29 protein-coding genes and 1 pseudogene are annotated in these 20767 nt (G+C 66.6%); 15 read left to right on the top strand and 15 right to left on the bottom strand.

Going from position 1 to position 20767, the window contains the following annotated elements:
• Window positions 1-14 precede the first annotated feature (14 nt).
• Window positions 15-188, bottom strand: a complete 174-nt coding sequence (locus tag ACN27E_RS24255; protein WP_422745407.1) for a CsbD family protein — start codon at window positions 186-188, stop codon at window positions 15-17.
• Window positions 189-276: 88 nt separating this feature from the next.
• Here ACN27E_RS24255 and ACN27E_RS24250 point away from each other — a divergent pair, with 88 nt between their 5' ends.
• Window positions 277-600, top strand: coding sequence for a hypothetical protein (locus ACN27E_RS24250; RefSeq protein WP_422745406.1), 324 nt, complete (start codon window positions 277-279; stop codon window positions 598-600).
• On the opposite strand, the gene ACN27E_RS24245 is transcribed toward ACN27E_RS24250, so the two are convergent.
• The 10 genes and pseudogenes from ACN27E_RS24245 to ACN27E_RS24200 all read right to left on the bottom strand — a co-directional run bounded on the left by ACN27E_RS24245 (window position 575) and on the right by ACN27E_RS24200 (window position 6468).
• Window positions 575-928 (bottom strand): VOC family protein, encoded by a 354-nt coding sequence (locus ACN27E_RS24245; protein ID WP_422745404.1) that lies wholly within the window; start codon window positions 926-928, stop codon window positions 575-577. The genes ACN27E_RS24250 and ACN27E_RS24245 overlap by 26 nt on opposite strands.
• Window positions 928-1149 carry a hypothetical protein gene (locus ACN27E_RS24240; RefSeq protein WP_422745403.1) on the bottom strand — a complete coding sequence of 74 codons (222 nt, stop codon included), beginning with the start codon at window positions 1147-1149 and terminating at the stop codon, window positions 928-930. The genes ACN27E_RS24245 and ACN27E_RS24240 overlap by 1 nt, the downstream gene beginning before the upstream one ends.
• A complete protein-coding gene (locus ACN27E_RS24235) occupies window positions 1146-1511 on the bottom strand; it encodes a hypothetical protein (RefSeq protein WP_422745401.1) in 366 nt (121 codons plus the stop codon). The genes ACN27E_RS24240 and ACN27E_RS24235 overlap by 4 nt, the downstream gene beginning before the upstream one ends.
• Window positions 1512-1520: 9 nt before the next feature.
• Window positions 1521-1916: an ester cyclase gene (locus ACN27E_RS24230; RefSeq protein ID WP_422745400.1), complete on the bottom strand. Its 396-nt coding sequence runs from the start codon at window positions 1914-1916 to the stop codon at window positions 1521-1523.
• Window positions 1917-1935: 19 nt separating this feature from the next.
• Window positions 1936-2334 (bottom strand): VOC family protein, encoded by a 399-nt coding sequence (locus ACN27E_RS24225; protein ID WP_422745398.1) that lies wholly within the window; start codon window positions 2332-2334, stop codon window positions 1936-1938.
• Window positions 2335-2555: 221 nt separating this feature from the next.
• A complete protein-coding gene (locus ACN27E_RS24220; RefSeq protein WP_422745396.1) occupies window positions 2556-3254 on the bottom strand; it encodes an NAD(P)-dependent oxidoreductase in 699 nt (232 codons plus the stop codon).
• Window positions 3255-3468: 214 nt separating this feature from the next.
• Window positions 3469-3801, bottom strand: coding sequence for a hypothetical protein (locus tag ACN27E_RS24215; RefSeq protein ID WP_422745395.1), 333 nt, complete (start codon window positions 3799-3801; stop codon window positions 3469-3471).
• A 307-nt stretch (window positions 3802-4108) separates the two neighbouring features.
• Window positions 4109-5002, bottom strand: a complete 894-nt coding sequence (locus tag ACN27E_RS24210) for a hypothetical protein (RefSeq protein ID WP_422745393.1) — start codon at window positions 5000-5002, stop codon at window positions 4109-4111.
• 96 nt (window positions 5003-5098) lie between these two features.
• On the bottom strand, window positions 5099-5659 hold the full coding sequence (locus ACN27E_RS24205; protein WP_422745392.1) for a hypothetical protein: 561 nt from the start codon (window positions 5657-5659) through the stop codon (window positions 5099-5101).
• A 206-nt stretch (window positions 5660-5865) separates the two neighbouring features.
• Window positions 5866-6468: pseudogene (locus tag ACN27E_RS24200) on the bottom strand (recombinase family protein).
• Window positions 6469-6714: 246 nt separating this feature from the next.
• On the opposite strand from ACN27E_RS24200, the gene ACN27E_RS24195 reads away from it, so the two are divergent.
• From ACN27E_RS24195 to ACN27E_RS24135, 13 genes are all read left to right on the top strand, one after another.
• Window positions 6715-7311 carry a recombinase family protein gene (locus ACN27E_RS24195; RefSeq protein ID WP_422745390.1) on the top strand — a complete coding sequence of 199 codons (597 nt, stop codon included), beginning with the start codon at window positions 6715-6717 and terminating at the stop codon, window positions 7309-7311.
• Between the two features lie 65 nt (window positions 7312-7376).
• Complete coding sequence (locus tag ACN27E_RS24190) at window positions 7377-8123, top strand: hypothetical protein (RefSeq protein ID WP_422745389.1); 747 nt, start codon at window positions 7377-7379, stop codon at window positions 8121-8123.
• The gene (locus ACN27E_RS24185; protein ID WP_422745387.1) at window positions 8116-8607 is read left to right on the top strand and encodes a type II toxin-antitoxin system VapC family toxin; all 492 of its coding nucleotides are present in this window, start codon (window positions 8116-8118) and stop codon (window positions 8605-8607) included. Before ACN27E_RS24190 ends, ACN27E_RS24185 begins: the two co-directional genes overlap by 8 nt.
• 72 nt (window positions 8608-8679) lie before the next feature.
• Window positions 8680-9156 (top strand): hypothetical protein, encoded by a 477-nt coding sequence (locus ACN27E_RS24180; RefSeq protein WP_422745386.1) that lies wholly within the window; start codon window positions 8680-8682, stop codon window positions 9154-9156.
• A complete protein-coding gene (locus ACN27E_RS24175) occupies window positions 9153-9638 on the top strand; it encodes a hypothetical protein (protein WP_422745384.1) in 486 nt (161 codons plus the stop codon). The genes ACN27E_RS24180 and ACN27E_RS24175 overlap by 4 nt, the downstream gene beginning before the upstream one ends.
• A gap of 137 nt (window positions 9639-9775) precedes the next feature.
• The gene (locus ACN27E_RS24170) at window positions 9776-10003 is read left to right on the top strand and encodes a hypothetical protein (protein WP_422745382.1); all 228 of its coding nucleotides are present in this window, start codon (window positions 9776-9778) and stop codon (window positions 10001-10003) included.
• 77 nt (window positions 10004-10080) lie between these two features.
• Window positions 10081-10698: a hypothetical protein gene (locus ACN27E_RS24165; protein ID WP_422745380.1), complete on the top strand. Its 618-nt coding sequence runs from the start codon at window positions 10081-10083 to the stop codon at window positions 10696-10698.
• A 28-nt stretch (window positions 10699-10726) separates the two neighbouring features.
• Entirely contained in the window at window positions 10727-10951 is a 225-nt protein-coding gene (locus ACN27E_RS24160) for a hypothetical protein (protein WP_422745378.1), read from the top strand.
• A gap of 79 nt (window positions 10952-11030) precedes the next feature.
• The gene (locus ACN27E_RS24155; protein ID WP_422745376.1) at window positions 11031-11609 is read left to right on the top strand and encodes a hypothetical protein; all 579 of its coding nucleotides are present in this window, start codon (window positions 11031-11033) and stop codon (window positions 11607-11609) included.
• Window positions 11610-11696: 87 nt separating this feature from the next.
• Entirely contained in the window at window positions 11697-11960 is a 264-nt protein-coding gene (locus ACN27E_RS24150; protein WP_422745373.1) for a hypothetical protein, read from the top strand.
• A complete protein-coding gene (locus tag ACN27E_RS24145; RefSeq protein ID WP_422745371.1) occupies window positions 11957-13471 on the top strand; it encodes a terminase large subunit domain-containing protein in 1515 nt (504 codons plus the stop codon). The genes ACN27E_RS24150 and ACN27E_RS24145 overlap by 4 nt, the downstream gene beginning before the upstream one ends.
• A 103-nt stretch (window positions 13472-13574) precedes the next feature.
• A complete protein-coding gene (locus ACN27E_RS24140) occupies window positions 13575-14426 on the top strand; it encodes a serine/threonine-protein kinase (RefSeq protein ID WP_422745369.1) in 852 nt (283 codons plus the stop codon).
• Window positions 14423-15586, top strand: a complete 1164-nt coding sequence (locus tag ACN27E_RS24135) for a hypothetical protein (RefSeq protein ID WP_422745366.1) — start codon at window positions 14423-14425, stop codon at window positions 15584-15586. The genes ACN27E_RS24140 and ACN27E_RS24135 overlap by 4 nt, the downstream gene beginning before the upstream one ends.
• On the opposite strand, the gene ACN27E_RS24130 is transcribed toward ACN27E_RS24135, so the two are convergent.
• The 3 genes from ACN27E_RS24130 to ychF all read right to left on the bottom strand — a co-directional run bounded on the left by ACN27E_RS24130 (window position 15548) and on the right by ychF (window position 18452).
• Window positions 15548-16096: a hypothetical protein gene (locus tag ACN27E_RS24130; protein WP_422745364.1), complete on the bottom strand. Its 549-nt coding sequence runs from the start codon at window positions 16094-16096 to the stop codon at window positions 15548-15550. The genes ACN27E_RS24135 and ACN27E_RS24130 overlap by 39 nt on opposite strands.
• Window positions 16097-16684: 588 nt before the next feature.
• Window positions 16685-17350, bottom strand: a complete 666-nt coding sequence (locus tag ACN27E_RS24125; RefSeq protein WP_422745362.1) for a hypothetical protein — start codon at window positions 17348-17350, stop codon at window positions 16685-16687.
• Window positions 17351-17354: 4 nt separating this feature from the next.
• Window positions 17355-18452, bottom strand: a complete 1098-nt coding sequence (gene ychF / locus ACN27E_RS24120; RefSeq protein ID WP_422745360.1) for a redox-regulated ATPase YchF — start codon at window positions 18450-18452, stop codon at window positions 17355-17357.
• 83 nt (window positions 18453-18535) lie between these two features.
• Between ychF and ACN27E_RS24115 the strand changes: the two genes are divergently transcribed.
• The gene (locus ACN27E_RS24115) at window positions 18536-19699 is read left to right on the top strand and encodes a DUF6542 domain-containing protein (RefSeq protein WP_422745358.1); all 1164 of its coding nucleotides are present in this window, start codon (window positions 18536-18538) and stop codon (window positions 19697-19699) included.
• 3 nt (window positions 19700-19702) lie between these two features.
• Here the strand turns inward: ACN27E_RS24115 and ACN27E_RS24110 are convergent, their stop codons facing one another.
• Complete coding sequence (locus ACN27E_RS24110) at window positions 19703-20716, bottom strand: 4-hydroxy-3-methylbut-2-enyl diphosphate reductase (protein ID WP_422745357.1); 1014 nt, start codon at window positions 20714-20716, stop codon at window positions 19703-19705.
• Between the last annotated feature and the right edge of the window lie 51 nt (window positions 20717-20767).

Here is a 20767-nt window from a genome sequence, read left to right as displayed (position 1 = left end):
CGCGGACAGTCCTGCTAACGGCGGAAAGCGTCCTTGACCTTCTCGCCGGCGTCCTTGAGGTGTGACAGGGACTGGTCACCGCGACCCTCGTCCTCGAGCGCCCGGTCGCCGGTCACCCGGCCGAGGATCTCCTTGCCCTTACCGCTGAGCCGGTCGATCTTGTTCTTCGCCTTGTTGCTGCCGCTCACGGGAAGTCTCCTTTGTCCGGTGGGCAGGGCATACCCGGTGCGGCGGGACGACGAAACTGCCAGCTGCTCCTGCTAGGGTCTGGCCGCTATGGGGGTCCCGACCACCTTCAAGATCATCGTGATGGACGGCCCGACGGCGTCGGCTCTCGCGCAGATCCTGCCGCTTCTGCTGCTCACCCTGATGGTGGAGTTGCGTCGCACCGCGCTGCACCAGGCGTATTCGCGGGCGCTGTTCGGGTGGTTCTTCTTCGTGTTCGGGGTCATCGAGACCGTGCTGGTGCTGTCGATCGACGGGGTGCTGTTCCCGTTCCAGTGGGGTGATCTGCTCTCGGCGATGGCCATTTTCACGCTGCTGTCCATGATCTTCGTGATCTCGTTCATCGACGTCAGTCCCGGTGGGCGACGACGTTGACGACGTTCCCGTCGGGCGCCCGGACCAGGAATCGGCGCACACCCCACGCCTCGGTGATCAACGGGTGGACGATCTCGTAGCCCAGCCGGCGGGCCTCGTCGTAGGCAGCGTCGACATCGTCGGTGTGCACCGACATCACGGAGTCCTGCGGCGCCGTCGCGTCCGCGGTGACCAGTTGCACGTGGGCGCCGGTCTCCGGTGAGGTGAACCGCGCGACCCAGCCCAGGTTGAACTCCTCGGTGCGCAGGCCCAGGAAGCCGCGGTAGAAGTCCTTGGCAGCCTCGATGTCCTCGACCCGCAGATTGGTCGTGATCCGGCGGGCGAGCATCAGCGCCGCCTGGTCGCGGTGGCGAGCATCAGCGCGACCGGGAGCCGGACCAGCGCAAGCAGCCGCTGGGCGCGGCGGCGCCGGGCGCGCAGCTTGAGGCCGAACCACACCGCCGTGCCCGCGGCGCCCACCACCACCGCGATCCACAGGATCGCCGCCACCAGATACACCGCGTCCACCATGTCGACGAGCGTGCTGGGTCGTCGTTGCGCTGTGGTCACGGCCGCGGCACGCTCGGGTTTCGGTGCGTCTCCTCGGTGCGGCGCCGGGTTTCGGCGACGGCGCGCGCGATCTCAGCGCTCTCCCGCCGGTCTTCGGCCCGCTGCCGCTCGGCCCGCTCGTCCTCGCGTTCCAGGCGCTCGCGCTCGCGCTGGGCGGGCGCGCCCTCGCGCAGGTCCGCTCGCCGTTCTCGGTCGTCCGCGGCCTGCTCGCGGTCATCGGCGATGCGGTCGCGCTCATCGGCGACCCGGTCGCGTTCGTCCGCGACCGACTCGCGGCGCTGCACGGCCTCTTCGCGCAACGCGAGACGGTCCTCGCGGTGCTCCACGTCGCCGTCCGCATCGGTCCGGCCGTCACCGGCCATGGGACCACCCTATCCCGTGGACGAAGAAATCTGGCGGACAGCGTCTTTGTCGATCAACGACCACACCTCGGCGATACGCCGTCCGTCGAAGCGGTAGAAGACGTGTTCGGCGAAGGCGATTCGTCGGCCGGTCGGCTCGATACCCAGGAACGTCCGCTGCGGCGTGCACTCGAAGAACAACCGGCAGGAGACGACGTCGGCGTCGGCGAGCAGGAGCTGCGGGGTGAACCGCAGGTCGGGTACGGCGTGAACGTCGGCCTCGAGCATCGACCGGTATCCGGACAAGCCGAGGGTCTGCCCGTTGTAGCTCACGTCTTCGGCGACGAATCGCCCGAGTTGATCCCACCGCCGCGCGTTCAGGCACGCCAGATAGTCGCGGTAGATCGAAACCAGGCCGCCGCTCATCTCGATCCCCTCTGCACCGTCAGACGCCGAACTTCGTCCGGGCCTCGAGCGAAACCGGCGTGAACAAGTTGACCAGGTTTCCCTCCGGATCCCGGAACAGCAACGCGCGATTGCCCCATGGCATCGTCGTCGGCTCGGTCACGACGTCGGTCAGCTGCTCGCGCAGCCGCGCGTACTCGGCGTCGACGTCGGCTACGAGGAACTCGAGGATCGCGGTGCGGTTGGCCGCCGGCTCGGCGGATCCGGCGCCGAAGAGGGCGACGGTCTCGTCACTGCCGATGGCCAGCGTGCCGACGTCTGTGGCGATCTCCGCGAACAGCTCATTCCCCCAGACGGCGGTGACTCCGGTGACCGCCTCGTAGAACGCGACCAGCCGCTTCACGTCGGCGGTGATGATGCGGGTCGAAACGAACTTCATCCGGCTGGACTCCTTCGGGTGCCGCCGCGTTTTCGGCGGGGAAGGAACACGATAGGGGCGCACTCCGACATGTCATCTCGGCGTGACGACGAGCCGCGGCGCTCAGGATCATCCGCGGCTCGACGGCCTTGCCGAGTCACTTCGATCCGTGCGGACCAGCAGCCCCACTCGCCCAGACGTTGAAGCGAACGGCGACCCCGTCGCCGTTCGCTTCAACCGAGCTAGCTCGCGCCGAAGGCCTCTTTGAGGAAAGTCAGTGGCGATGGGCGCGCCGACCGGGTGATGACCTCGACGATCGCCCGCGAGTGCAGCGGCTCGGTCGCCTCTTTGATCAGGAAGTCGGCGAGGTCGGCACGAGAGGTGACGTGACCGGAGAGCCGTGGGGAACCGACCTCGTAGTCGGCGGTGGGTCCGGCCACGTTGAACAATCCACCAGGCCTCACGATCGTCCAGTCGAGGCTGCTCCTCTGGACGATGCGTTCCATACGTTCCATGTCGTCATACAGCGTGCGGCCGAGTTTGTTGCGCAGCAACGGACCGACGACTCTGCGCCAGAGGAGTGAATCGCCGGGAGCATCCTCCGTCGCCACTGTGGTCGAGCTGACGCACACCAGGCGTTCCACGCCGCGGCTGGTCATCGCCTGGGTGATGTTGGCGATGCCTTCCGAGTAGACCGTGATCTCGGTTCTGCTGTAGGGCACACCGTAGGTCGAGATGACCGCGTCCGCCCCTGCGAGCGCTCTGTCGACGCCATCGCGATCGGTCACGTCCGCGGTGACCACGTCGAGACGCCGTGACCGCAAAGGGAACTCAGCGGGCTTGCGAGTCACAGCGACAAGGTGATGACCGGCAGCCAAGGCCTGTCGGACGACCAGTCGGCCGGTGGGACCGTTGGCTCCGAAGACGACGAGGTCAGTCACCCCTACTCCTCCACGTCTGAGCGGATTTCCTCCGCATTCCGTGGCCGATGAACGTATGCCGCTAACGGGAGCAAACACGATGTCGGGCTGACAGCGTCACGATGGATATATGCGTGGTGATGCTCTCAGCCTGGACCTTACGCTCGGGTAAGCATCACACGTTGAACCGGAGCTCCACCACGTCAAGACCAGTCATGTCAGGGGGACGACAGGTCTAACTGGGCGGCAGCGGACATTCGAGAACTGCGATCGAGTTGCCGGAGAAGAACCGGAGATGCGGATGCTCAGCGAAGATCTTGACCGCCTCGTCGTGTGATTCCGCCTCTACGATCGTGTATCCAGTCATGCTGTCGGTAAAGTCTTCGGAGCCCTGCGCTGTCACTGATTTCTTGGCGTTCAGCGGTGCGCCAGGGTCGACAATGGCGCTCTGATGCGACTCTGCCCACGCGGCCCACGCACTCATGAATTCCGACTGCTGTTGCGCGGTGATTTCGGATTTGTCCGCTTCATCTGCCGCGCCATGGAAGATCGCCAGGAACCTGCTCATTGCCCGCACCATAGTGGCGGGCCACTTTCCGCGCCTGCGGTTACTCCTTTGTCTGTTGCCTAGACGTTGAACCGGAACTCCTTGCTGGGCGTTTGCGGGGGTTTGCCGCGTTGGGTGCGTTAAGAATACGCAGGTCAAACCGTTGGTTATGTGATGCGGGTTTCGACGGATGCCTGAGCTACTGCGGACGCACTGCGGACCGGGGTGCCACACAAGCGGACAGCGGATGTTCTTGCACGACGAAAGGCTGCAACTGGTACGCCAGCACCAAGCTGACCCCCTCGCTTGGAACCGGAACTCCACGAGGTCAGGTCCGGACGGTAGCCCTCGTCTCGCGGGGGTTACCGGCGGCGTCGGTCCACGTGACGACGCACTCCACTGCGTCTGGCGATCCCATGGCCAGCAACAGAGGGAAACGTGCTTCCTGACCGGGAGGTATGGTGCCGAGCGGGCCGTCCTCGCGGTGCACTTGGAAGAGGGCGTTTTCCGGCACGTTCAGGAACGAGAAGTCGACGTCTAACGCTGGGCCGCGGGAAGTGTTGTGGAGCACCAGCGACCAGTGGCGTTGCGTCCTGACGCGTCCTCTGTTGTCGGTTCGGACGCTCTCGCGTACCTCGACGCGGGGCCACACTCCCTCAGAGGGATCCAGACCATCCGGCTCGGCGTTCTTCGAGGACTCGACCGACTGCTGGAATTGCGCCGTTGCACGGCTGAGAAAATTGTTCACCTGTCCGATGAGATCGCCCGCGTTGGCGTACTCGAAGACGAGCGCGGTCTTCCGCAGGTCCTTCAGGTAGGCGCTGAGCCGCTGCCTCTCGTCCAGCGCCTGGCCGTCGAGAGGCGGGCGCGGAGTAGCGTTCACCAGCACAGCCACTGATTTCCCGGCCTCGACGAGTACCTGAATCTCCTCAGCCGTCCCGGATTCCGCTTCTCCGGTCGGCGTCCCCAGGCGGTCGTGGAAGAGCGCGACGGCAAGGTCTGCCTCCTCCACGATCTGTTGATTCAGGATCGCCTGGGGTCGCTCGCCGAACTCAGCGACAGCGTGCTCAGTCCAGGAGACAGGCAACACGGTCAACCCGACCGCGCGCCCAAGGTTGAGATTCCACTGGCTGATCGTCTTGCGGATTACCGCCATGTCGCTGAGCGGCACGTCCGCAGGCGCAGATATAAGCAGGTGAAGCGCGAGCGTGGGATAGGCCATCGGTCGGGATCGTCCTTACCATGTAGTGAGGGATTGTGTTGCGACGGACGCTCGCCCGCAAAACTTTCGCCGTCGCCGCCGGACTCTGCTCGGCCATTAGGCGGGCGAGCGCCAAGCGGGGTCGTCGGGCGAGGCGCGTGTTGGGGTCGACGGCAACAATTCCAGTCCTAGTTCCGTGCGCACGCTGTTGTAGAACTCGTCACGACACCGACGTGCCTTGTCCAGCCTCTTGTCAAAATCATCTTTGGAAATCGAACTCGGCCCGTCTTGGATGGTGTGGAGCGCCCATACTGACTCCTGCCAATTGCGAGCCTTGGCGACAACCTCTGGTCCCGCCAAGAGCAGCACCTTCTCGAACTGCACTGACCGCTCGTCCTCGTACTCCGCGATTTCGATCGCACCTTCGTGAGCCGCGATGGGATTGCTCGTCATGGTTGGCCAGTAGCTGCCCGATATTCGCAGACACATCCTCGACTGCATTTTGAGCGCAGCTGCATAGGCCACCAGGGCCTCGACCACACGTCCTTCCCAGCGCGCACTCGCCTCACGCTTCCACTTCGTGCGCTCAATTAGGACTGTGGTTCCCAACGTGACCAAACCGCCGACAATCACGCCAAGAATCGCTCCAATAAACCCATCCCACTCATTGCCCCCCATGCGGCCGGATCGTACTGGCCACGCAAAGCCTTGGGCCAGCATTTCCTCTGTTGACGAGACGTTTCTTCAACCGGAACTCGTTGCTGGGCGTTTGTGGTGGTCTGCGACGTTGGGTGCGTTAACGGACAATTTCGGAGAGAGATGGGACGCTGGCAGTCCGAGGCCGGCGCGGGGGTGCCCATCGGGATACCCCCCAGGGGGTCGGGCTACGTGTTGCTTTCTTGGGCGAGGACCCGGTACACCGTGGCTCGGCTCACCCCCAAGGCTGATGCGATGGTGGTGGCAGGTTCCCCTGCCGCGTGCATCCGTTGCGCCAGTGCGGTCTTCTGCGCGTCGAGGGCTTTGGGCCGTCCGATGGCCTGTCCGCGCGCCTTACGTGCTTCACGGGCGGCTGCGCGACGCTCGCGGCCAAGTTCAAGTTCAAGTTCAGCCAGGCTGGCCAGCACGCCTGCGACCATGCGCCCGGCAGCGTTCGAGGTGTCGATGCCCTCTCGCAAGCTCCTCAGGACGATGCCGCGCTCACCAAGTTCGCGGATGGTGGACATGACTTCGGCAGCGTTCCTGCCGAGGCGATCTATCCCGACAACCACGATGGTGTCACCTTCGCGGGCGTAGTCCAGGAGGGCGGCGAGACCGGGCCGCTGCTCACGTGTGGACATCCCCTACAGCTTGTCCGAGTAAATGCGGTCCGGATTGACACCCGCGCCATCCAGGGCGTCGGCCTGCTGGTCGAGGCTCTGGTGGCCGGTGCTGACACGGGCGTAGCCGAGGACGGTTCCGGTGTTGGCGGGAGCAGTGCTGGCGACCATGCGGCAACTGTCGCAAAACTCTCATACCATGTCAATATGAGACGCCGTTTTTGAAACAAGTTTTGAGATAGTCCGACGTGGTAGTTCGTTCGCTGCAGAAGATCCCTTTGAGGGTGTCTCAGTTCTTTAGTTTCAAGACGGTGGCGGCGACAGCGCCGATCAAGCGCGCTGATGCTGGTCGCCAGTCTTGAAAGTTGTCTCGTATCAAAATGGCGGCGCGCCGACTTTCGAGATAGAGTTTCGGTCATGACCACCGCCACCGCCGCCCCGGCCGCAGGCCAACTGCTCGGCTATGCCCGCGTGTCCACCGGGCACCAGTCGCTCGACGCTCAGACCGACGCGCTCACCGCCGCCGGAGTCGACCCCACTCGGGTCTACAGCGACAAACTCACCGGCACCTCGACCCGCGAGCAGCGCGCCGGGCTGGCCGCAGTCCTCGACTACGCCCGCGAGGGCGACACCATCGTGGTCGTCGGCATCGACCGGCTCGGGCGCAACGCCGCCGAGGTGATGCTGACGGTTCGCGACCTCGCCGAGCGCGGCATCACGCTCCGGTCGCTGCGCGAGGGCATCGACACCTCCAACGAGACCGGGCGGATGATCGCGGGCGTGCTGGCGTCGCTGGCTGAGCTTGAGCTTGAGTTGCAGCGCGAACGCCGGGCGGCGTCGCGGGCGGCGCGCAAGGCGCGTGACATGCCGATCGGTCGGCCCAAGGCGCTCGACGCCGACAAGGCCGCGCTCGCCCGCCGGATGCGTGACAGCGGCGAGCCGGTGCCCACGATCGCCGCCGCCGTCGGAGTAAGCCGGGCGACCCTGTACCGCTACCTCGCCGACAGCGTCTGAGTCGGTACCCCCGCGCATAATCTGGTGCATCATTGATCCCACCAGTCACGAAGGGTGAGGGTGGCATGGCTGGCGACAGCGACATTACGGTCGACCTCGAAGGCGAGGCGTTAGATCCGCGTGCCGTCGCTGATGCCATCACTCAAGTCGAGAACCTGGTTCAAAGCCTGGCACTCGGCGGTACCGCACGGCTGGTTCTCACCGACCTGCATGGCGGCAGCGCCCACATCTCGATGGCGGTAACCGGCGCGTCGGTTGAATTCCTGCGTAACGGCCTCGAAGAACTCCGGCAATCGCCCGCAGTGCCCACCGGCTGGCGACGCGACTCGCTGCAGGCGGTCGCCAATCTGGGTGGTGTGGCCGGGCTGCGTGGCGTCGACAGCATCAGCCTTCGCTTGGGCGATGCAGTGTCGGCAATCGACAGCGCCCTGCGCGACAACGCCCAAGCTGCGCTCGAACCGTCGTCGCGGTCCCTCGGTGCCGTTCGGGGAACCCTTTACCGCTACACCAACGACGCGCCGCGCAGCCGCCGCACTGCGGGCCTTCGCAACGTGCATACCGGCGACACGATCGACCTCCGATTCTCCGCCGAGATCGCGCCGCTCATTCGCGAGCATTTGGAGAGCGAGGTCGAGGTGTGGGGCGAGGTCGCACGCGACGCCACCGACAAGATCGTCCACGTCACCGTCGAGGGGATCGAGCCCGTCGCACCCGCCGAGGCAACGAGGGCCAGCGACGGTCGCGGACTACTCGGGCGGGGGTGGACCGATGGTCTTGATCCGGTCGACTGGGTGAGGTCGCAGCGTGGCTGACCAATTGAAACGCGTAGCGGTCGACACCTGCATCGTCCTCGACCTGCTTCTAGATGAGGACGCACGCCTGGCCGCTCAGGCGCAGTACCTCCTTGAGGGCCACGGCGACCGGCACACCGTCGTGCTCCCGGCCATCGTGATAGCAGAAATTGCCGGGACGGGGAGTGTTCGCGGTACGCAATTGCCGGCGGCTGTGCGGGCCGAACGCGTGAAAGCGGCGACTGACTGGATCAGAAGCTCAAACTTCGTGGTGGCCGAGATGTCGGAGCGCACGGCGCGGCGCGCCGCCGAATTAGCTGTGCGTCACAACCTCAAGGGTTCCGATGCGGCGGTGCTCGCAACCGCTGACGAGTGGGGTTGTCAGCGACTGCTCACCAGGGACGACGCTCTGCTCAGCTGCGACACCCACTTCGGGTTCAAGATCAGCCACGCGGACGATCCCCCTGAGCCTGAGCCCGACCTGTTCACCGACGTGGAACGGTGAGGTTTGGCAGGGCGGACTGCAGCCGAGCTAGCGTCTGGTGCATGAGCAACTTGACCGACGAGGCGGCCTGAGATGGCAGCGGTCACGCTGGGCACACAGGCTATCGGCGCTGCCGGTGAGCTACTGGTGCAATATCAGTTGCTCAAGCTCGGCATCGACAGCGCCCGCCTCACGACCGACTCTGGCATTGACTTGGTGATGTACGTGCCGGGGCACCATGCAGCGGCGACGATCCAGGTCAAGACGAACGCCGTCCCGAAGCCTGCTGGCGGCAAGGGCAAACTGCTCGTCAGTTGGGGCTTTCCCGACGACTCCCCGGCGCAATGGCTGGCATGCGTCGATATGTCGACCGACAGCGTGTGGTTGTTCCCGATCGAAACGGCGCGCCATCTGGCGCAACAGAAGCACGCAAACGGCACGCGGGCGCTCTACTTCTACACCGACGAGTCAATCGGACCGAAGGCGCTGCGCGTGAGCGATATGACCGACCACCGGCTCGAAGCAGTGATCGGCAACCTACTCGCCGGACAGGCGAGGGAGCTGCCATGACAACCGAGCCAGTCGACCTCAGCGGCTTTAGCGGGTGGGTGCCCTTTGCGGCGTTGCCCGACGCCGACGTACCCACCGGGCCGGGCGTGTACGTCGTCGTGCGGCCCAGTGACGACCCGCCTGAGTTTCTCAACGTCTCACCTGCCGGTCACTTCAAGGGCAAAGATCCGACGGTGCCGGTTGCCGAACTGCAGGCGCTGTGGGTGCCCGGCACCCGAATCGTCTACATCGGCAAGGCCAGCCTCGGCAGCACTGGCAGACGTGGGCTGCGCAAGCGGCTCGATGAGTACCGCCGATTCGGTGCAGGCGAGCCGATCGGCCACTCCGGCGGTCGCCGCATCTGGCAGCTGGCTGATCACGACGCGCTCCTGGTCGGCTGGCGCATGACACCCGACACCGACGCGCCGAAGACCGAGACGGAGATGATTGCTCAGTTCCGCGACCGCTACGGAGTGCGGCCCTTCGCCAATATGCGGAACTGACCTGCCCCGATCCGCGACTAGTTCGCCGACGAAGTCGTGATGCGATTGGGTTAACTTGTTATACCGCAGGTGATTTCGACGCCTCAGCTTCCCGCTCCGCTGCACCGTAGCCACGTAGCGTCGGTGTTATGCAAAGCATGATCGTTCTTGCTGATCCGACGGCGTTGACCCCGGCGCAGTGGTCGGGGCGGCTGGCTGCGTACCTCGCGCATGGACGCGACGACGATGATCCCGCCGTCGCGGCTTGCCGTGCGGCGCTGAGCTATTGGCGTTGCCGCCGCGTGATCGACGCCGAGGCCGGAGGGCTCGATCCCGCTCACGCCGACGCCCTCGCGGCGCGGCTGCGGACGGCGGTGCCCGCGTGATCGCGATGCGCGGCACGCCGCTCGCACCATCCGCCCCGGCACGTAAACCGCACCGCCCGTCGAGAGGACGCCTCGCCATGAAGCAGGCCGAAGTTCGCCGCCGTCGTCGCGCTCATTTGCCCGTCGTCCATGACGGCGACTGGTCGTTGCGCCGCGAGGTCGCGGAGGTCGCCGGGCCGCTGGCCGCTCGGGTCGCCGCCCAGCCCGCTCCGCTGCAGCTGCGACGGCAGGTGCTCGCCTTCGCCGACGCGGCGCATGAGGCGGCGGGCACCGTCACCGGCTGGCTCGCCGAGCACGACGCCCGCTCCAAGACGGCGCACCTGGCCGACGACGAAGGCAAGCGCCGGTACGCGATGACGACGCTGATTGACCTCGCCCCGCGCCCGGCGCTGCCGGAGATCACCGACGAGATGATCGCCGACGGCTCATGGGTGGCGGCGCTGATCGAGATGGTCGAGCCGATCGACGCCGCGCTGGGCGACCTGCTGGCGCGGGCGTTCCCGCCCGGCGCGCCCGCGCTGCGCGGCCAGGCGTCACGCTCCGACCGGCTCGAAGGCCTGCTACGCGAGACCGTCGACCGGGCCGCGCTGTCGCTTGAGCGTGCGGTCGTCACCGCTGCCGAGCGCCCCGCCTCCCCTACCAAGACCGCCGTCGATCCTCGCGCCGAGTTGGCCGCGCTGGGCATCGACGTCTGACCGACACAGCCCGAGAGGACACGATTCGATGAGCACCTATCGCGGCCCGCGTTGCCGGTCGTGCAACGGTCCGTGCTGGCAGTGGAAGGGCAGCGTCTGGGGCTACACCTGCGCGCCCTGCATCGCCGAGCACCAGCACGCCGCCGCAGAGCGTGCCGACGCCCGCGACCAGAAGGCTCGGAAGCGGAATCACTCGAAGCTGTTCGGTGATAACACTTTTCCGGCGGTCTCCAAGGTGGCGCCGGGGCGGTGATCTGAGCTATGTGCCGATCGCCCCGGCGTCCACCGAGACGCAATTTGTAATGACCTGTAATGGCTAGAAAGGGCCGAACATGACCAACACCCGCCGCCCGCTGACGTGGGCCGACCTCACCGACCGCGACAAGATGGGCCTGCGCATCGCCGTTCACGAGAGTTCTCACGCTGTCGCCGGGGCGCTGCTCGGCGGCATCGTCCGCTCGGCGGTGATGACCAACAGCCGCGTGTGGGGCGTGGACGGCGTGACCACGTTCGAGGAGATACCCCCGACCAGTTCGCCGTCCATCGCCTATGCGGGACCGTTTGGCGAGGCGCGGTGGCTCGAAGGCCGTCACCCCTCCCAGCGCACGATGCAGGCTCTGATGCGCGGCAGCGGTCACGGCGACCATCGGGCGATCTGCGCGTCTGCCGCGTCGGCGGACGTGTACGGCTACGGCGACACCAAGGCGGAAGCGCGGCGGACCGTGCCGCCGCTGCTCGAACGTGCGTGGCCCGCCGTGATCAACCTCGCCAAGACGATTCACCACACCGGCGAGGCGACCCACGACGACGTGTGCAAGGCGCTGGGCATCACCGACGGCGGTGGGCTCAGCAGCAGCCAACTCGCCAGCCTCAAGGCCGGTCTGCGGCGCGTGCCGCCGATCGCCGCCTGACTCACCGATCACCACGCCGAGCCTCGGCGGCGTGGCGGTCGGGCCGCTCGATCAACACTGACGAAAAGCACCACCGAGGAGACACCTGTGATCACCATCGAGCGCCAGCCCTGCGACCGCCGCACCGACTACCTGCCCGACTACTGCCCGCACTGCAACCCGGCGGGCGACCAGGCAGACCGCCCGGTTCGACTGGCGGCGCTCACCGAGCCGACCTCGATCACCTGGCACGGCGGTCGGCGGCTGGTCTGCGAGTACCGGTGCGACAGCTGCGGCCATCCGTGGGTGCGCACCGACCTGTGGACCGCCGAGCAGGCCGGATTCGTCCCGAAGCAGAGGAGCGCCGCGTGAGCACCACGACCGCCGACCCGACCCGACTCGCGGCAATCCGCGTCCAGCAGGCGAGCCGAGGCCGGCAAAAGCCCACCAGCCCTACCGAACTCGCCCGCCGCATCGTGCGCAACTACCGCATCACCCCGGCCATCGAGTTGATCTCCGACGTGATCAGCGACGCGATCACCCAACCGGGGCGGCGCTACGTCATCACCACCCCGCCCCGCACCGGCAAGAGCGTGCTGGTGTCGCGGGTCGGCGTGGTCGACGCGCTGCGGCGCAATCCCGACGCCCAAATCATCCTCGCCTCCTACAGCGACGAACTCGCCCAGGACCACAGCCGCGAGGCGCGGGCGATGATCGCCGAACACGCCGACCTGCTCGGGTACCGGCTCTCCCCCGATAAGACGGCGGTGGGGCGCTGGCGGGTCGACGGTCACGCCGGTGGTCTGCTCGCGGGCGGCATCAACTCCGGCGCGACGGGGTTCGGTGCCGACCTGTTGCTGGTGGATGACCCGGTGAAGGACCAGAGCGAGGCCGACTCCGCTGCTCACCGTCGCCGAGTGATCAACGAGTTCCGGTCGACGTTGATGTCTCGCGTGCATCCCGGCGGCTCCGTGGTGCTGGTGATGACCCGGTGGCATCCCGACGACCTCGCAGGCACCCTGCTGCGCGACGAGCCCGACGTCTGGACCCATGTCAACATTCCCGCCGTCGCCGAGGCGGGCATCCCCGACGCGCTGGGCCGCGAGTCAGGCGTGGTGATGACCTCGGCGCTCGGCTACACCGTTGCCGAGTTCGCCGCGATCCGCCGCAGCGTCGGCGAATGTGCCTGGTATGCCCTGTATCAGGGCGTGCCCGCCGCTCCCGAGGGCGGGCTGGTCAAGCGTGCCTGGCTCGATCAGTGGCGGTTGCCTGCAGCACCGACTGCACCGACCAAGACCGTCGTTGGTGTGGACCCCGCCGACTCCGGCTCGGGTGACAGCTGCGGCATCGTGGCGGCGTCGCTGACTCGCGAGGGCGTGGTGGCGGTGATCTCCGACGTGTCCGCGCCGATGACATCGGACCAATGGGCCAGGGCCGCTGTTGGTCTGGCCGTCGACGTCGGCGCGTCGGAGATCGCGGTGGAGGGCTTCGCTGCACGCGAGACCTACCAGCGCGTAGTCAAACACGCACTGCGCCGAACCGCCACGACGCACCCGATCAAGGTGACCACCTGGCCTCCGAAGGGCAGCGGGCGCGGCGGCGGTGATGCGCTGGCACGGTCGGCGGCGCTGCTGCAGGGCTTGGAGACTGGGACCACGCGCATCGCGGGGTACCTGCCCGACCTCGAACAGGCGGCGGTCACCTGGCAGGTCGGACAGCACCAGCCCGACAGCCTTGCCGCCGTCGTCGTCGCGCACGACGTGCTGGTCCACTCGATCGGCCAGCAATGGGGCTTCGCGTCACCTCTCGACACCGCTCACCGGATGCGCGAAGGACGGGGTACTCCACCGCCCGCCTGGATGCGTCGCACGATCGGCGGGTAGCTCGCTTACCCGTCATTGTCGGTGCCCCTCCGTACACTGTCCGACCGGGGGACGTCTGCGGCTTGCGGACGCCCGCATGGCAAAACGGTTCGGGGAGCAATTGGTGGACGCACAGGATATTCAGCGAATCATTGATGATGTGCCGGGTCGACTCGGGCTCGACAACGCCACGGTGCTGACGAGCGGCGGGCAGAAGATCGTGCTGGCTGGAGAACTGGCCGGGGCTCCAGCGGTGGCGAAGATTGTCCTGGTACCCGACGGACCGACCGCCGACACCGTTGTCGAACGCGCCCATCGCGAGGTCGATGTGCTGGCAGCGGTGTCCTCGCCGAACGTCGTTCCGCTGCTCACCGAAGCGGTCGAGATCGGCGATCGTCCGGAAGCGATCTGCTGGGCAGAGGAGCGCCTGACGGGCAGCGACCTGACGCCGCTGCTCCGAGCGCCCTGGGGCGAGGATGACGTCTGGGCGCTTCTCACCGACCTTGCCGCAGGGCTGGCCGCGTGCCACGAACTCGAAGTCGTTCACCGCGATCTGTCGCCCGGCAACGTGCGCAAGACGGACGACGGACGATACGTTCTGATGGACCCAGGCCTGGCGAAGCACCTCGCGAAAACGGCGTTGACCGGACAGTTCCAGCCCGGCACCCTCGGGTTCATGTCGCCGGAGCATGTGCCCGGTGGTCGACCGACGCCAGCGAGCGACATCTTCGCCGTGGGCATCCTGGCCTACGCCGCACTCACCGCAACACTCCCGGTCGCCCCCGGCGCCGACGAAGCGGACTACCACAATCGACTCCGTACGGAGTCCTGCCCGGACGTAGCGGCGCTTCGAAGCGACATCACCGACGAACTCGCGTCGATCGTCAACCGCTGCCTGAATCGGCAACCCGCACGGCGGTTCCTCGACGGAGTTGAACTCGCCGAGGCGATCGCCGCTCGTGGAGCCACGTCATGAGCGGCGTGTTGCTCCACGATGGCCGCGCAGGCGGACACCGCAAGTGGTCGCGAGAAGCGGTACAGGCCGGGTTCGCGAGTGGCGTCGTCGTCAACCCGTTCTCAACTCCTCGGGTGTCGCAAGAGCGAAACCCGAGTGCATCGACGCTCGCAGCCGACATGGACGACCTCAACGGGTACTTCATCTTCGACCCCATGACCCACGCCCGGATGCTGGCGACGACCAACAAGCTCGACTTCTACGATCAGTGGGAGTTGTGGCCGAACCCGACTCCGGCGCTGACAACCGCCGCCGAGTATCTAGACCACGTTGAGCGCGTCTTTCAGCGCCAAAGTGTCTTGTCGGCGCCCTTCCTCGCCCCGACGGTGCAGTTGTCGTCGCCGTTGGGTTCCGAAGTTCCGACCGCGCTCGAACTCGCTCGCATCGCTCGGGGTATCACCGACACGTCTTGGCAGTCGTTGGTCGGCACCCGGTCGTTCTGGGCGGCGGGCGCTGATCTTGACGCCTACGTCGGAACGCTTGTTGCCCTGCGTGCGCCGGTCTGGGTGTTGACCGTCGCCAACGAGATTGTGCTCGATTCGCTCCCCGATGTGAACGACGTCCCGGCGTTCGAGGGGCTGTGTCGAACTGTGCGGTCGCTGTCGCTGCGGTCGAGGGTCATCGTCTGCTATTCGGACTACGCCGGTCTGCCCGCTGTTGCAGCCGGTGCCGACACCATTGGGACCGGCTGGCACCGTGCGCACAGAACCTTTGACCCGAGTTCGTTCCGGCTTGACTCGGGGGGCATTCGTCGCCCTGCGGCATATGTGACGCAGGGGGCGCTGCACGCCGTGCTGCGCCGGGACACCGCTGACCAGATCGTGCGGTGGAACCCCGAGCGTGCTGCGCGCATCCGAGGCGGCCCAATGCCTCGAACCGACGGCGAAGAGCGGGTACATCATCTGGCGCAGTTGTCGGCCGTCGTCTCGGCTCTCAACGCCGAACAGTCCAGCCAGCAGCGGTTCGAGTTGCTGAGAGATCGGTATATCGGAGCCGCAACCGAATTCGACGCGCTCATTGCGGCGATCCCGTCGGTAGGCAACCGGGACAAGGCGGTTTGGTGCACCGCGATGAGGTCGGTGCTAGACGCCTACGCCGTGGGCGAAGGGCTTGACCTCTAAGCGGCTGACTTGGCGGGCCAGCCGCTCCGACGCGGCGAGGCGAAGAGCACGCTGCGGCTTCCCGAGGCGTGGCCTTCGCACCCACTCGTCACGGACCGCAAGGCCGATGTCCAACTCGTTGCAGCGTGCGATCAGACTCCCCATGTCTGCCGGTGGCCGGAGGAGTACCAAAGACGACGCATCACACCACGCTGAATAGCGCAGCGCCTGATCCAGGCCGCGACGCCAGTCCGAAACCTTGGCCTCGAACGCGTAGGTTCGACCAATCGGTTCGAGATCAGCGCGGCGGCAGAAGCCGAGGCTGCTGGTCATCACCACACCAACCTGAGCCAGAGCCCTCAATCTGCGCTCTACTTGCTCCAGACTCATCCCCGTAACCGACGCGACGGTATCGCTCGTCGTCGGTCGCTTGACGTTGAGGGCGGCGAGTACGGCGCAGTCGGCGAGACCTTCGATGAAGGGGGCACCGTTGTCGAGGCGGCGTTCGAGGGCCGCGAGACCCCGCGTCATCACCAGGAGGTCCGGTACCCCGCGTGGTCCTTGAAACTCAACAACTCCGAGCAAACCCTCACTCGCCCCAGGGAGTCCACCGGCGAGCACTCGAAGGTCAGCGTCGAGTTCGCGCTCCAAAGTGGGCTCGAACCGTTGGCCGCGACCGCCCACAGCTTCGAACTCCGCCAAGTCGGATGTCACAGGGACAGTGGCCGTAGTCATCGGATGGACACTAGGGGGAACCGTCGGTGGCGGCGACGACGCGCCCAGCACCCACCGGACAATGGCCTGCAACCGTGACCACACCGTATCCATAGTGAGTGTCTACCCCGTTCTGATCAACAACGACGACGGCGGAAACAACCGCCCTCGGAGCGCGTCGAACGCGGTCGCCCGGCAGAGCCGTCGCGAGGTTTAGGCGCGCTTCTGACGCCATCTTGATCGACGCATCTGACATAACGTCGCAGTCGGTTGCTGTAGTCCGCCCTCGACCCGGCGGTCGCACCTTCGGCTGGGGTGACTAGGCCTTGGCTTTCGATGTAGACGTCGTTCCGAACCGGAACTCCGCGACGTTCCGCTCTGTACACACATGGCGGTTGACTTTGATCATGCCCGCTTCGCAAGCCAGGACGAAACCTGAGATTTGAAGGGCTGCATGCGTCGATAGGCGTCGCGCGCGAACGAGACCTGCCAATCAAAATCCTTATGGCGGATCTCCGCGTGGATGTGGATGTAGTTCCGGGCCGTGTAGAAGCCTTTAATTTCACTCCCGAGGGACTCGTCAAGAATTCCAAGCTCCACCGCCGCCGCAACCTTGCTATCGAACCGGACTTTCGACTCTTGCGCGCGGCGCGTCGCCATTACCGCCCCGACTATGTCGTTGGCGTCGTCATCCTCGAGGCGACGAATGCGGTCCATAATGTGGCCCGGTAACGGCCGTTCGACCAGCGCACGGTACTCATTGAGGCGTTGAACTATCGGTTCGTCGGCTGCTTCTACAAACAGAAGGTGATGGACAGACGCCTCGTAGATCGAGGCATACTGCTGAACCTGCAACTGCACCTGCGCCTGGCTCGCCCACTGCTCGTCAATTCTCAGCCCTTCCCAGAGCTTGTACAGGCATCTCGCAGCGTAGAACTCCTGTCCGAGGCGACTACGCAGATCAGAATCGCCAATGAATTCGAAGTAGTTGACGTGCCAGTCGAGGTCGCCCGCCAAGTCGGCGAGTGCATAGCTCACAACTTCTGAACGGGTGGGTTCGGGGAGAGGCACGGCACTACTTCTTCGGCTGCTGGCCAGACGTTGCTTGAAACCGGAACTCCACCACGTCGCCGTCGGCCATCACGTAGTCCTTACCTTCCATCCGGACCTTGCCCGCGGCCTTCGCCGCCGCCATCGACCCGGCCTCGACCAGATCGTCGAACGACACGATCTCGGCCTTGATGAAGCCCTTCTCGAAGTCGGTGTGGATGACGCCGGCCGCCTTCGGTGCGGTGTCGCCCCGGTGGATCGTCCACGCCCGCGCCTCTTTCGGCCCGGCGGTGAGGTAGGTCTGCAACTTCAGCGTGTGGAAACCCGCCCGGGCCAGGGCATCCAGACCCCGCTCGGTCTGCCCGATCGATTCGAGCAGTTCGGCCGCCGATTCGTCGTCGAGCTCCTGCAGTTCGGCTTCGATCTTCGCGTCGAGGAACACCGCATCGGCGGGGGCCACCAGCTCGCGCAACTCGGCTTTGCGCGCCTCGTCGGTCAGCACCGACTCGTCGGCGTTGAAGACGTACAGGAACGGTTTGGTAGTCATCAGGTTCAGCTCGCGTAGCAGGCTGACGTCGGTGCCCGCCGCGAACAGCGTCTTGCCGGCGTTGAGCACCTCCTGCGCCGCCACCGCCGCACCCAGCACCGGCTTGCGGTCCTTGTGGGTGCGGGCTTCCTTCTCCAACCGCGGGACGGCCTTCTCGAGGGTCTGCATATCGGCGAGGATCAGCTCGGTCTCGATCACCTCGATGTCGGATTTCGGATCGACTTTGCCGTCGACGTGCACGACGTCGTCGTCGGCGAACACCCGCACCACTTGGCAGATCGCATCGCACTCGCGGATGTTGGCCAGGAATTTGTTGCCCAGCCCGGCCCCTTCCGAGGCGCCCTTCACGATGCCCGCGATGTCGACGAACGTCACCGGCGCCGGCACCGTCTTCTCCGAGGAGAACAGTTCGGCCAGCTTGTCGAGCCGGGGGTCGGGTAGTGGGACGACGCCCTCGTTGGGTTCGATCGTCGCGAACGGATAGTTCGCCGCCAGCACGTTGTTGCGCGTCAGCGCATTGAACAGAGTCGATTTGCCGACATTCGGCAGTCCGACGATTCCCAGGTTGAGGCCCACGGGATCCACAGTCTGCCAGAGGTGACGGCCACACCCGCGCGCGCTGGCGGCACGCACCTGTGCTGAGCCGGTACGGTCTACCTGTGTCTGGACAGCGCGCACGGTCGGCAGTAGCGGCCGATCACCGCTCCGTGCACCCGAATTTCCCGGGGGTGCCGTGGTGGGGTGCGGTGGTCCTGGCGCTCACCTTCATCGCGATCGGCTTCGCCTTCGACGCCGGTGCGGGCACGCGCGAACTCGGCTCGGTCTTCGCCGTCTGCTTCGGACTCGGTTGTGTGCTCGCCGTCCTGGCCGTCCGGCAGTCGGGGCTGTTCACCGCGGTCATCCAGCCGCCCCTGCTGCTGTTCGTCACGGTGCCCGGCGCCTATTTCCTGTTCCACAGCTCAGAGATCAACGGGCTCAAGGACCTCGCCATCAACTGCGGCTATCCGCTGATCGAGCGGTTCCCGCTGATGTTCTTCACCTCGGCGCTGGTGTTGCTCATCGGCGCGGCGCGCTGGTATCTGGGCCGCACCGCCCACGTCGCGGACGCGAACCCCGCCGGGCCGAAGAAAGCCCGCGCCACCGGCGGCGCCCGCCGCAATGGGCTGCTCGCGGCGGTCGGCGCCAAGGTCGCCGCGGCCACCCACCGCGACGCCGCCGCCGAGGAGGCCGACGACGCGCTGGACGAGGAGCCGCCGCGTCGCCGCCGCACCGCCGAGCGCCCCCGCCGTTCCACCAGGGCAGCTCGACCCACCAAGTCGACCGCCGAACGCACGCGGGGCAGCCGGGACCCGTCGGCCAGAAGCGCGGCCCGCACGCCGACCGAACGCACACCGCCCCGCTCCCGGCATGCCCGCCCGGCCGACACCGAGATCATCGAGCCGATCACCGAGCGGCCGCGGCGCACCCGACCGGCGCGGTCCGAGGACTCCGCCGAACCCCGCCGGCGTCGCGAGCGCGACGGCCGAGACACCCCTCGCCGGAGCCGCGAACGCCAGCCGCGCGAGCGTCAACCCCGCGAGAAGCTTCCGCCGCAGGACCACCGCACCTACGAGCGGCCGGAACGGCGCCGACGCTACGAGGACTTCGACGACTACGAACCGTTCAGCGCGAACGGGTCGGCGGGTTCGTCGACCCACCATCCGGTGTCCCGGGTCCGCTACCGCGGCGGCGACGAGGACCTCGATGAGCGCAGCGAATACCGCAGCCGCCCGCGGGCCCGGCGCAGCAGCTGGGACCCCGACGGCTGGGAGTACGACGTCTGACGGTCAGCTGACCGGTTCGCTGCGGGCGGGCCGGATCTCCCGCGGCAGCGCGAACACCAGCGTTTCGTTGGCCGTGGTGACCGGCTGGACGGTGTCATAGCCGTATTCGGCGAGGCGTTCCAGAACTCCGCGCACCAGCACCTCGGGCACCGACGCACCGGAGGTCACGCCGACCGTGGTGACCCCCGCCAGCCACGCCGGATCGATATCGTCGGCGTAGTCGACCAGGTGCGCGGCGTCGGAGCCCGCACCCAGCGCCACCTCGACCAGCCGCACCGAATTCGACGAGTTCTTCGACCCGACGACGATCACCAGATCACATTCCGGTGCCATCGCCTTGACCGCGACCTGACGGTTCTGGGTCGCGTAGCAGATGTCGTCGCTCGGCGGATCCTGCAGCATGGGGAACTTCTCCCGCAGCCGGCGCACGGTCTCCATGGTCTCGTCGACGCTCAGCGTGGTCTGCGACAGCCAGATCACCTTGTTCGGGTCGCGCACGGTGACGTTGTCGACGGCGTCGGGGTTGTCGACGACCTGCACATGGTCCGGCGCCTCCCCGGCGGTCCCGACGACCTCTTCGTGCCCTTCGTGACCGACGAGCAGGATGTCGTAGTCGTCGCGGGCGAAGCGTTTGGCCTCGTTGTGCACCTTGGTCACCAGGGGGCAGGTGGCGTCGATGGTCTTGAGGTTCCGGGCGGCCGCCTCGACGTGCACCGTCGGCGCCACCCCGTGGGCGGAGAAGACGACGATGGCGCCCTCGGGCACCTCGTCGGTCTGTTCGACGAACACCGCGCCGGCTTTGGCCAGGGTCTCGACGACGTAGCGGTTGTGCACGATCTCGTGCCGCACGTAGACCGGAGCCCCGTGCTTCTCCAGCGCGCGCTCCACGGTCTCGACGGCCCGGTCCACGCCGGCGCAGTAGCCGCGCGGCTCGGCGAGCAGCACCCGCTTCCCCGCGACACCGCCGGTGACCGAGCTGGACGTGCCAGGAATCCCCATGTTGATGGTCGACGGCATGACTCCCAGGGTACTGACCGCCAGCACCGAACGCCCATCCGTAGGCTAGGC

The sequence above is a fragment of the Mycobacterium sp. WMMD1722 genome, assembly GCF_049315205.1.
Taxonomy (GTDB): domain Bacteria; phylum Actinomycetota; class Actinomycetes; order Mycobacteriales; family Mycobacteriaceae; genus Mycobacterium.
The sequence above is the reverse complement of the archived record's forward strand: the minus strand, read 5'-3'. Positions and strand labels throughout refer to the sequence as shown.

Coding starts and splice junctions, on each gene's coding strand:
- ACN27E_RS24225 (WP_422745398.1), bottom strand. CDS start 2,334: ATGAAGTTCGTTTCGACCCGCATCATCACCGCCGACGTGAAGCGGCTG.
- ACN27E_RS24175 (WP_422745384.1), top strand. CDS start 9,153: ATGACAACCGAGCCAGTCGACCTCAGCGGCTTTAGCGGGTGGGTGCCC.
- ACN27E_RS24110 (WP_422745357.1), bottom strand. CDS start 20,716: ATGCCGTCGACCATCAACATGGGGATTCCTGGCACGTCCAGCTCGGTC.
- ACN27E_RS24170 (WP_422745382.1), top strand. CDS start 9,776: ATGATCGTTCTTGCTGATCCGACGGCGTTGACCCCGGCGCAGTGGTCG.
- ACN27E_RS24215 (WP_422745395.1), bottom strand. CDS start 3,801: ATGAGCAGGTTCCTGGCGATCTTCCATGGCGCGGCAGATGAAGCGGAC.
- ACN27E_RS24250 (WP_422745406.1), top strand. CDS start 277: ATGGGGGTCCCGACCACCTTCAAGATCATCGTGATGGACGGCCCGACG.
- ACN27E_RS24180 (WP_422745386.1), top strand. CDS start 8,680: ATGGCAGCGGTCACGCTGGGCACACAGGCTATCGGCGCTGCCGGTGAG.
- ACN27E_RS24190 (WP_422745389.1), top strand. CDS start 7,377: ATGGCTGGCGACAGCGACATTACGGTCGACCTCGAAGGCGAGGCGTTA.
- ACN27E_RS24130 (WP_422745364.1), bottom strand. CDS start 16,096: ATGACGCGGGGTCTCGCGGCCCTCGAACGCCGCCTCGACAACGGTGCC.
- ACN27E_RS24165 (WP_422745380.1), top strand. CDS start 10,081: ATGAAGCAGGCCGAAGTTCGCCGCCGTCGTCGCGCTCATTTGCCCGTC.
- ACN27E_RS24245 (WP_422745404.1), bottom strand. CDS start 928: ATGCTCGCCCGCCGGATCACGACCAATCTGCGGGTCGAGGACATCGAG.
- ACN27E_RS24210 (WP_422745393.1), bottom strand. CDS start 5,002: ATGGCCTATCCCACGCTCGCGCTTCACCTGCTTATATCTGCGCCTGCG.
- ACN27E_RS24135 (WP_422745366.1), top strand. CDS start 14,423: ATGAGCGGCGTGTTGCTCCACGATGGCCGCGCAGGCGGACACCGCAAG.
- ACN27E_RS24195 (WP_422745390.1), top strand. CDS start 6,715: ATGACCACCGCCACCGCCGCCCCGGCCGCAGGCCAACTGCTCGGCTAT.
- ACN27E_RS24160 (WP_422745378.1), top strand. CDS start 10,727: ATGAGCACCTATCGCGGCCCGCGTTGCCGGTCGTGCAACGGTCCGTGC.
- ACN27E_RS24155 (WP_422745376.1), top strand. CDS start 11,031: ATGACCAACACCCGCCGCCCGCTGACGTGGGCCGACCTCACCGACCGC.
- ACN27E_RS24235 (WP_422745401.1), bottom strand. CDS start 1,511: ATGGCCGGTGACGGCCGGACCGATGCGGACGGCGACGTGGAGCACCGC.
- ACN27E_RS24205 (WP_422745392.1), bottom strand. CDS start 5,659: ATGGGGGGCAATGAGTGGGATGGGTTTATTGGAGCGATTCTTGGCGTG.
- ACN27E_RS24230 (WP_422745400.1), bottom strand. CDS start 1,916: ATGAGCGGCGGCCTGGTTTCGATCTACCGCGACTATCTGGCGTGCCTG.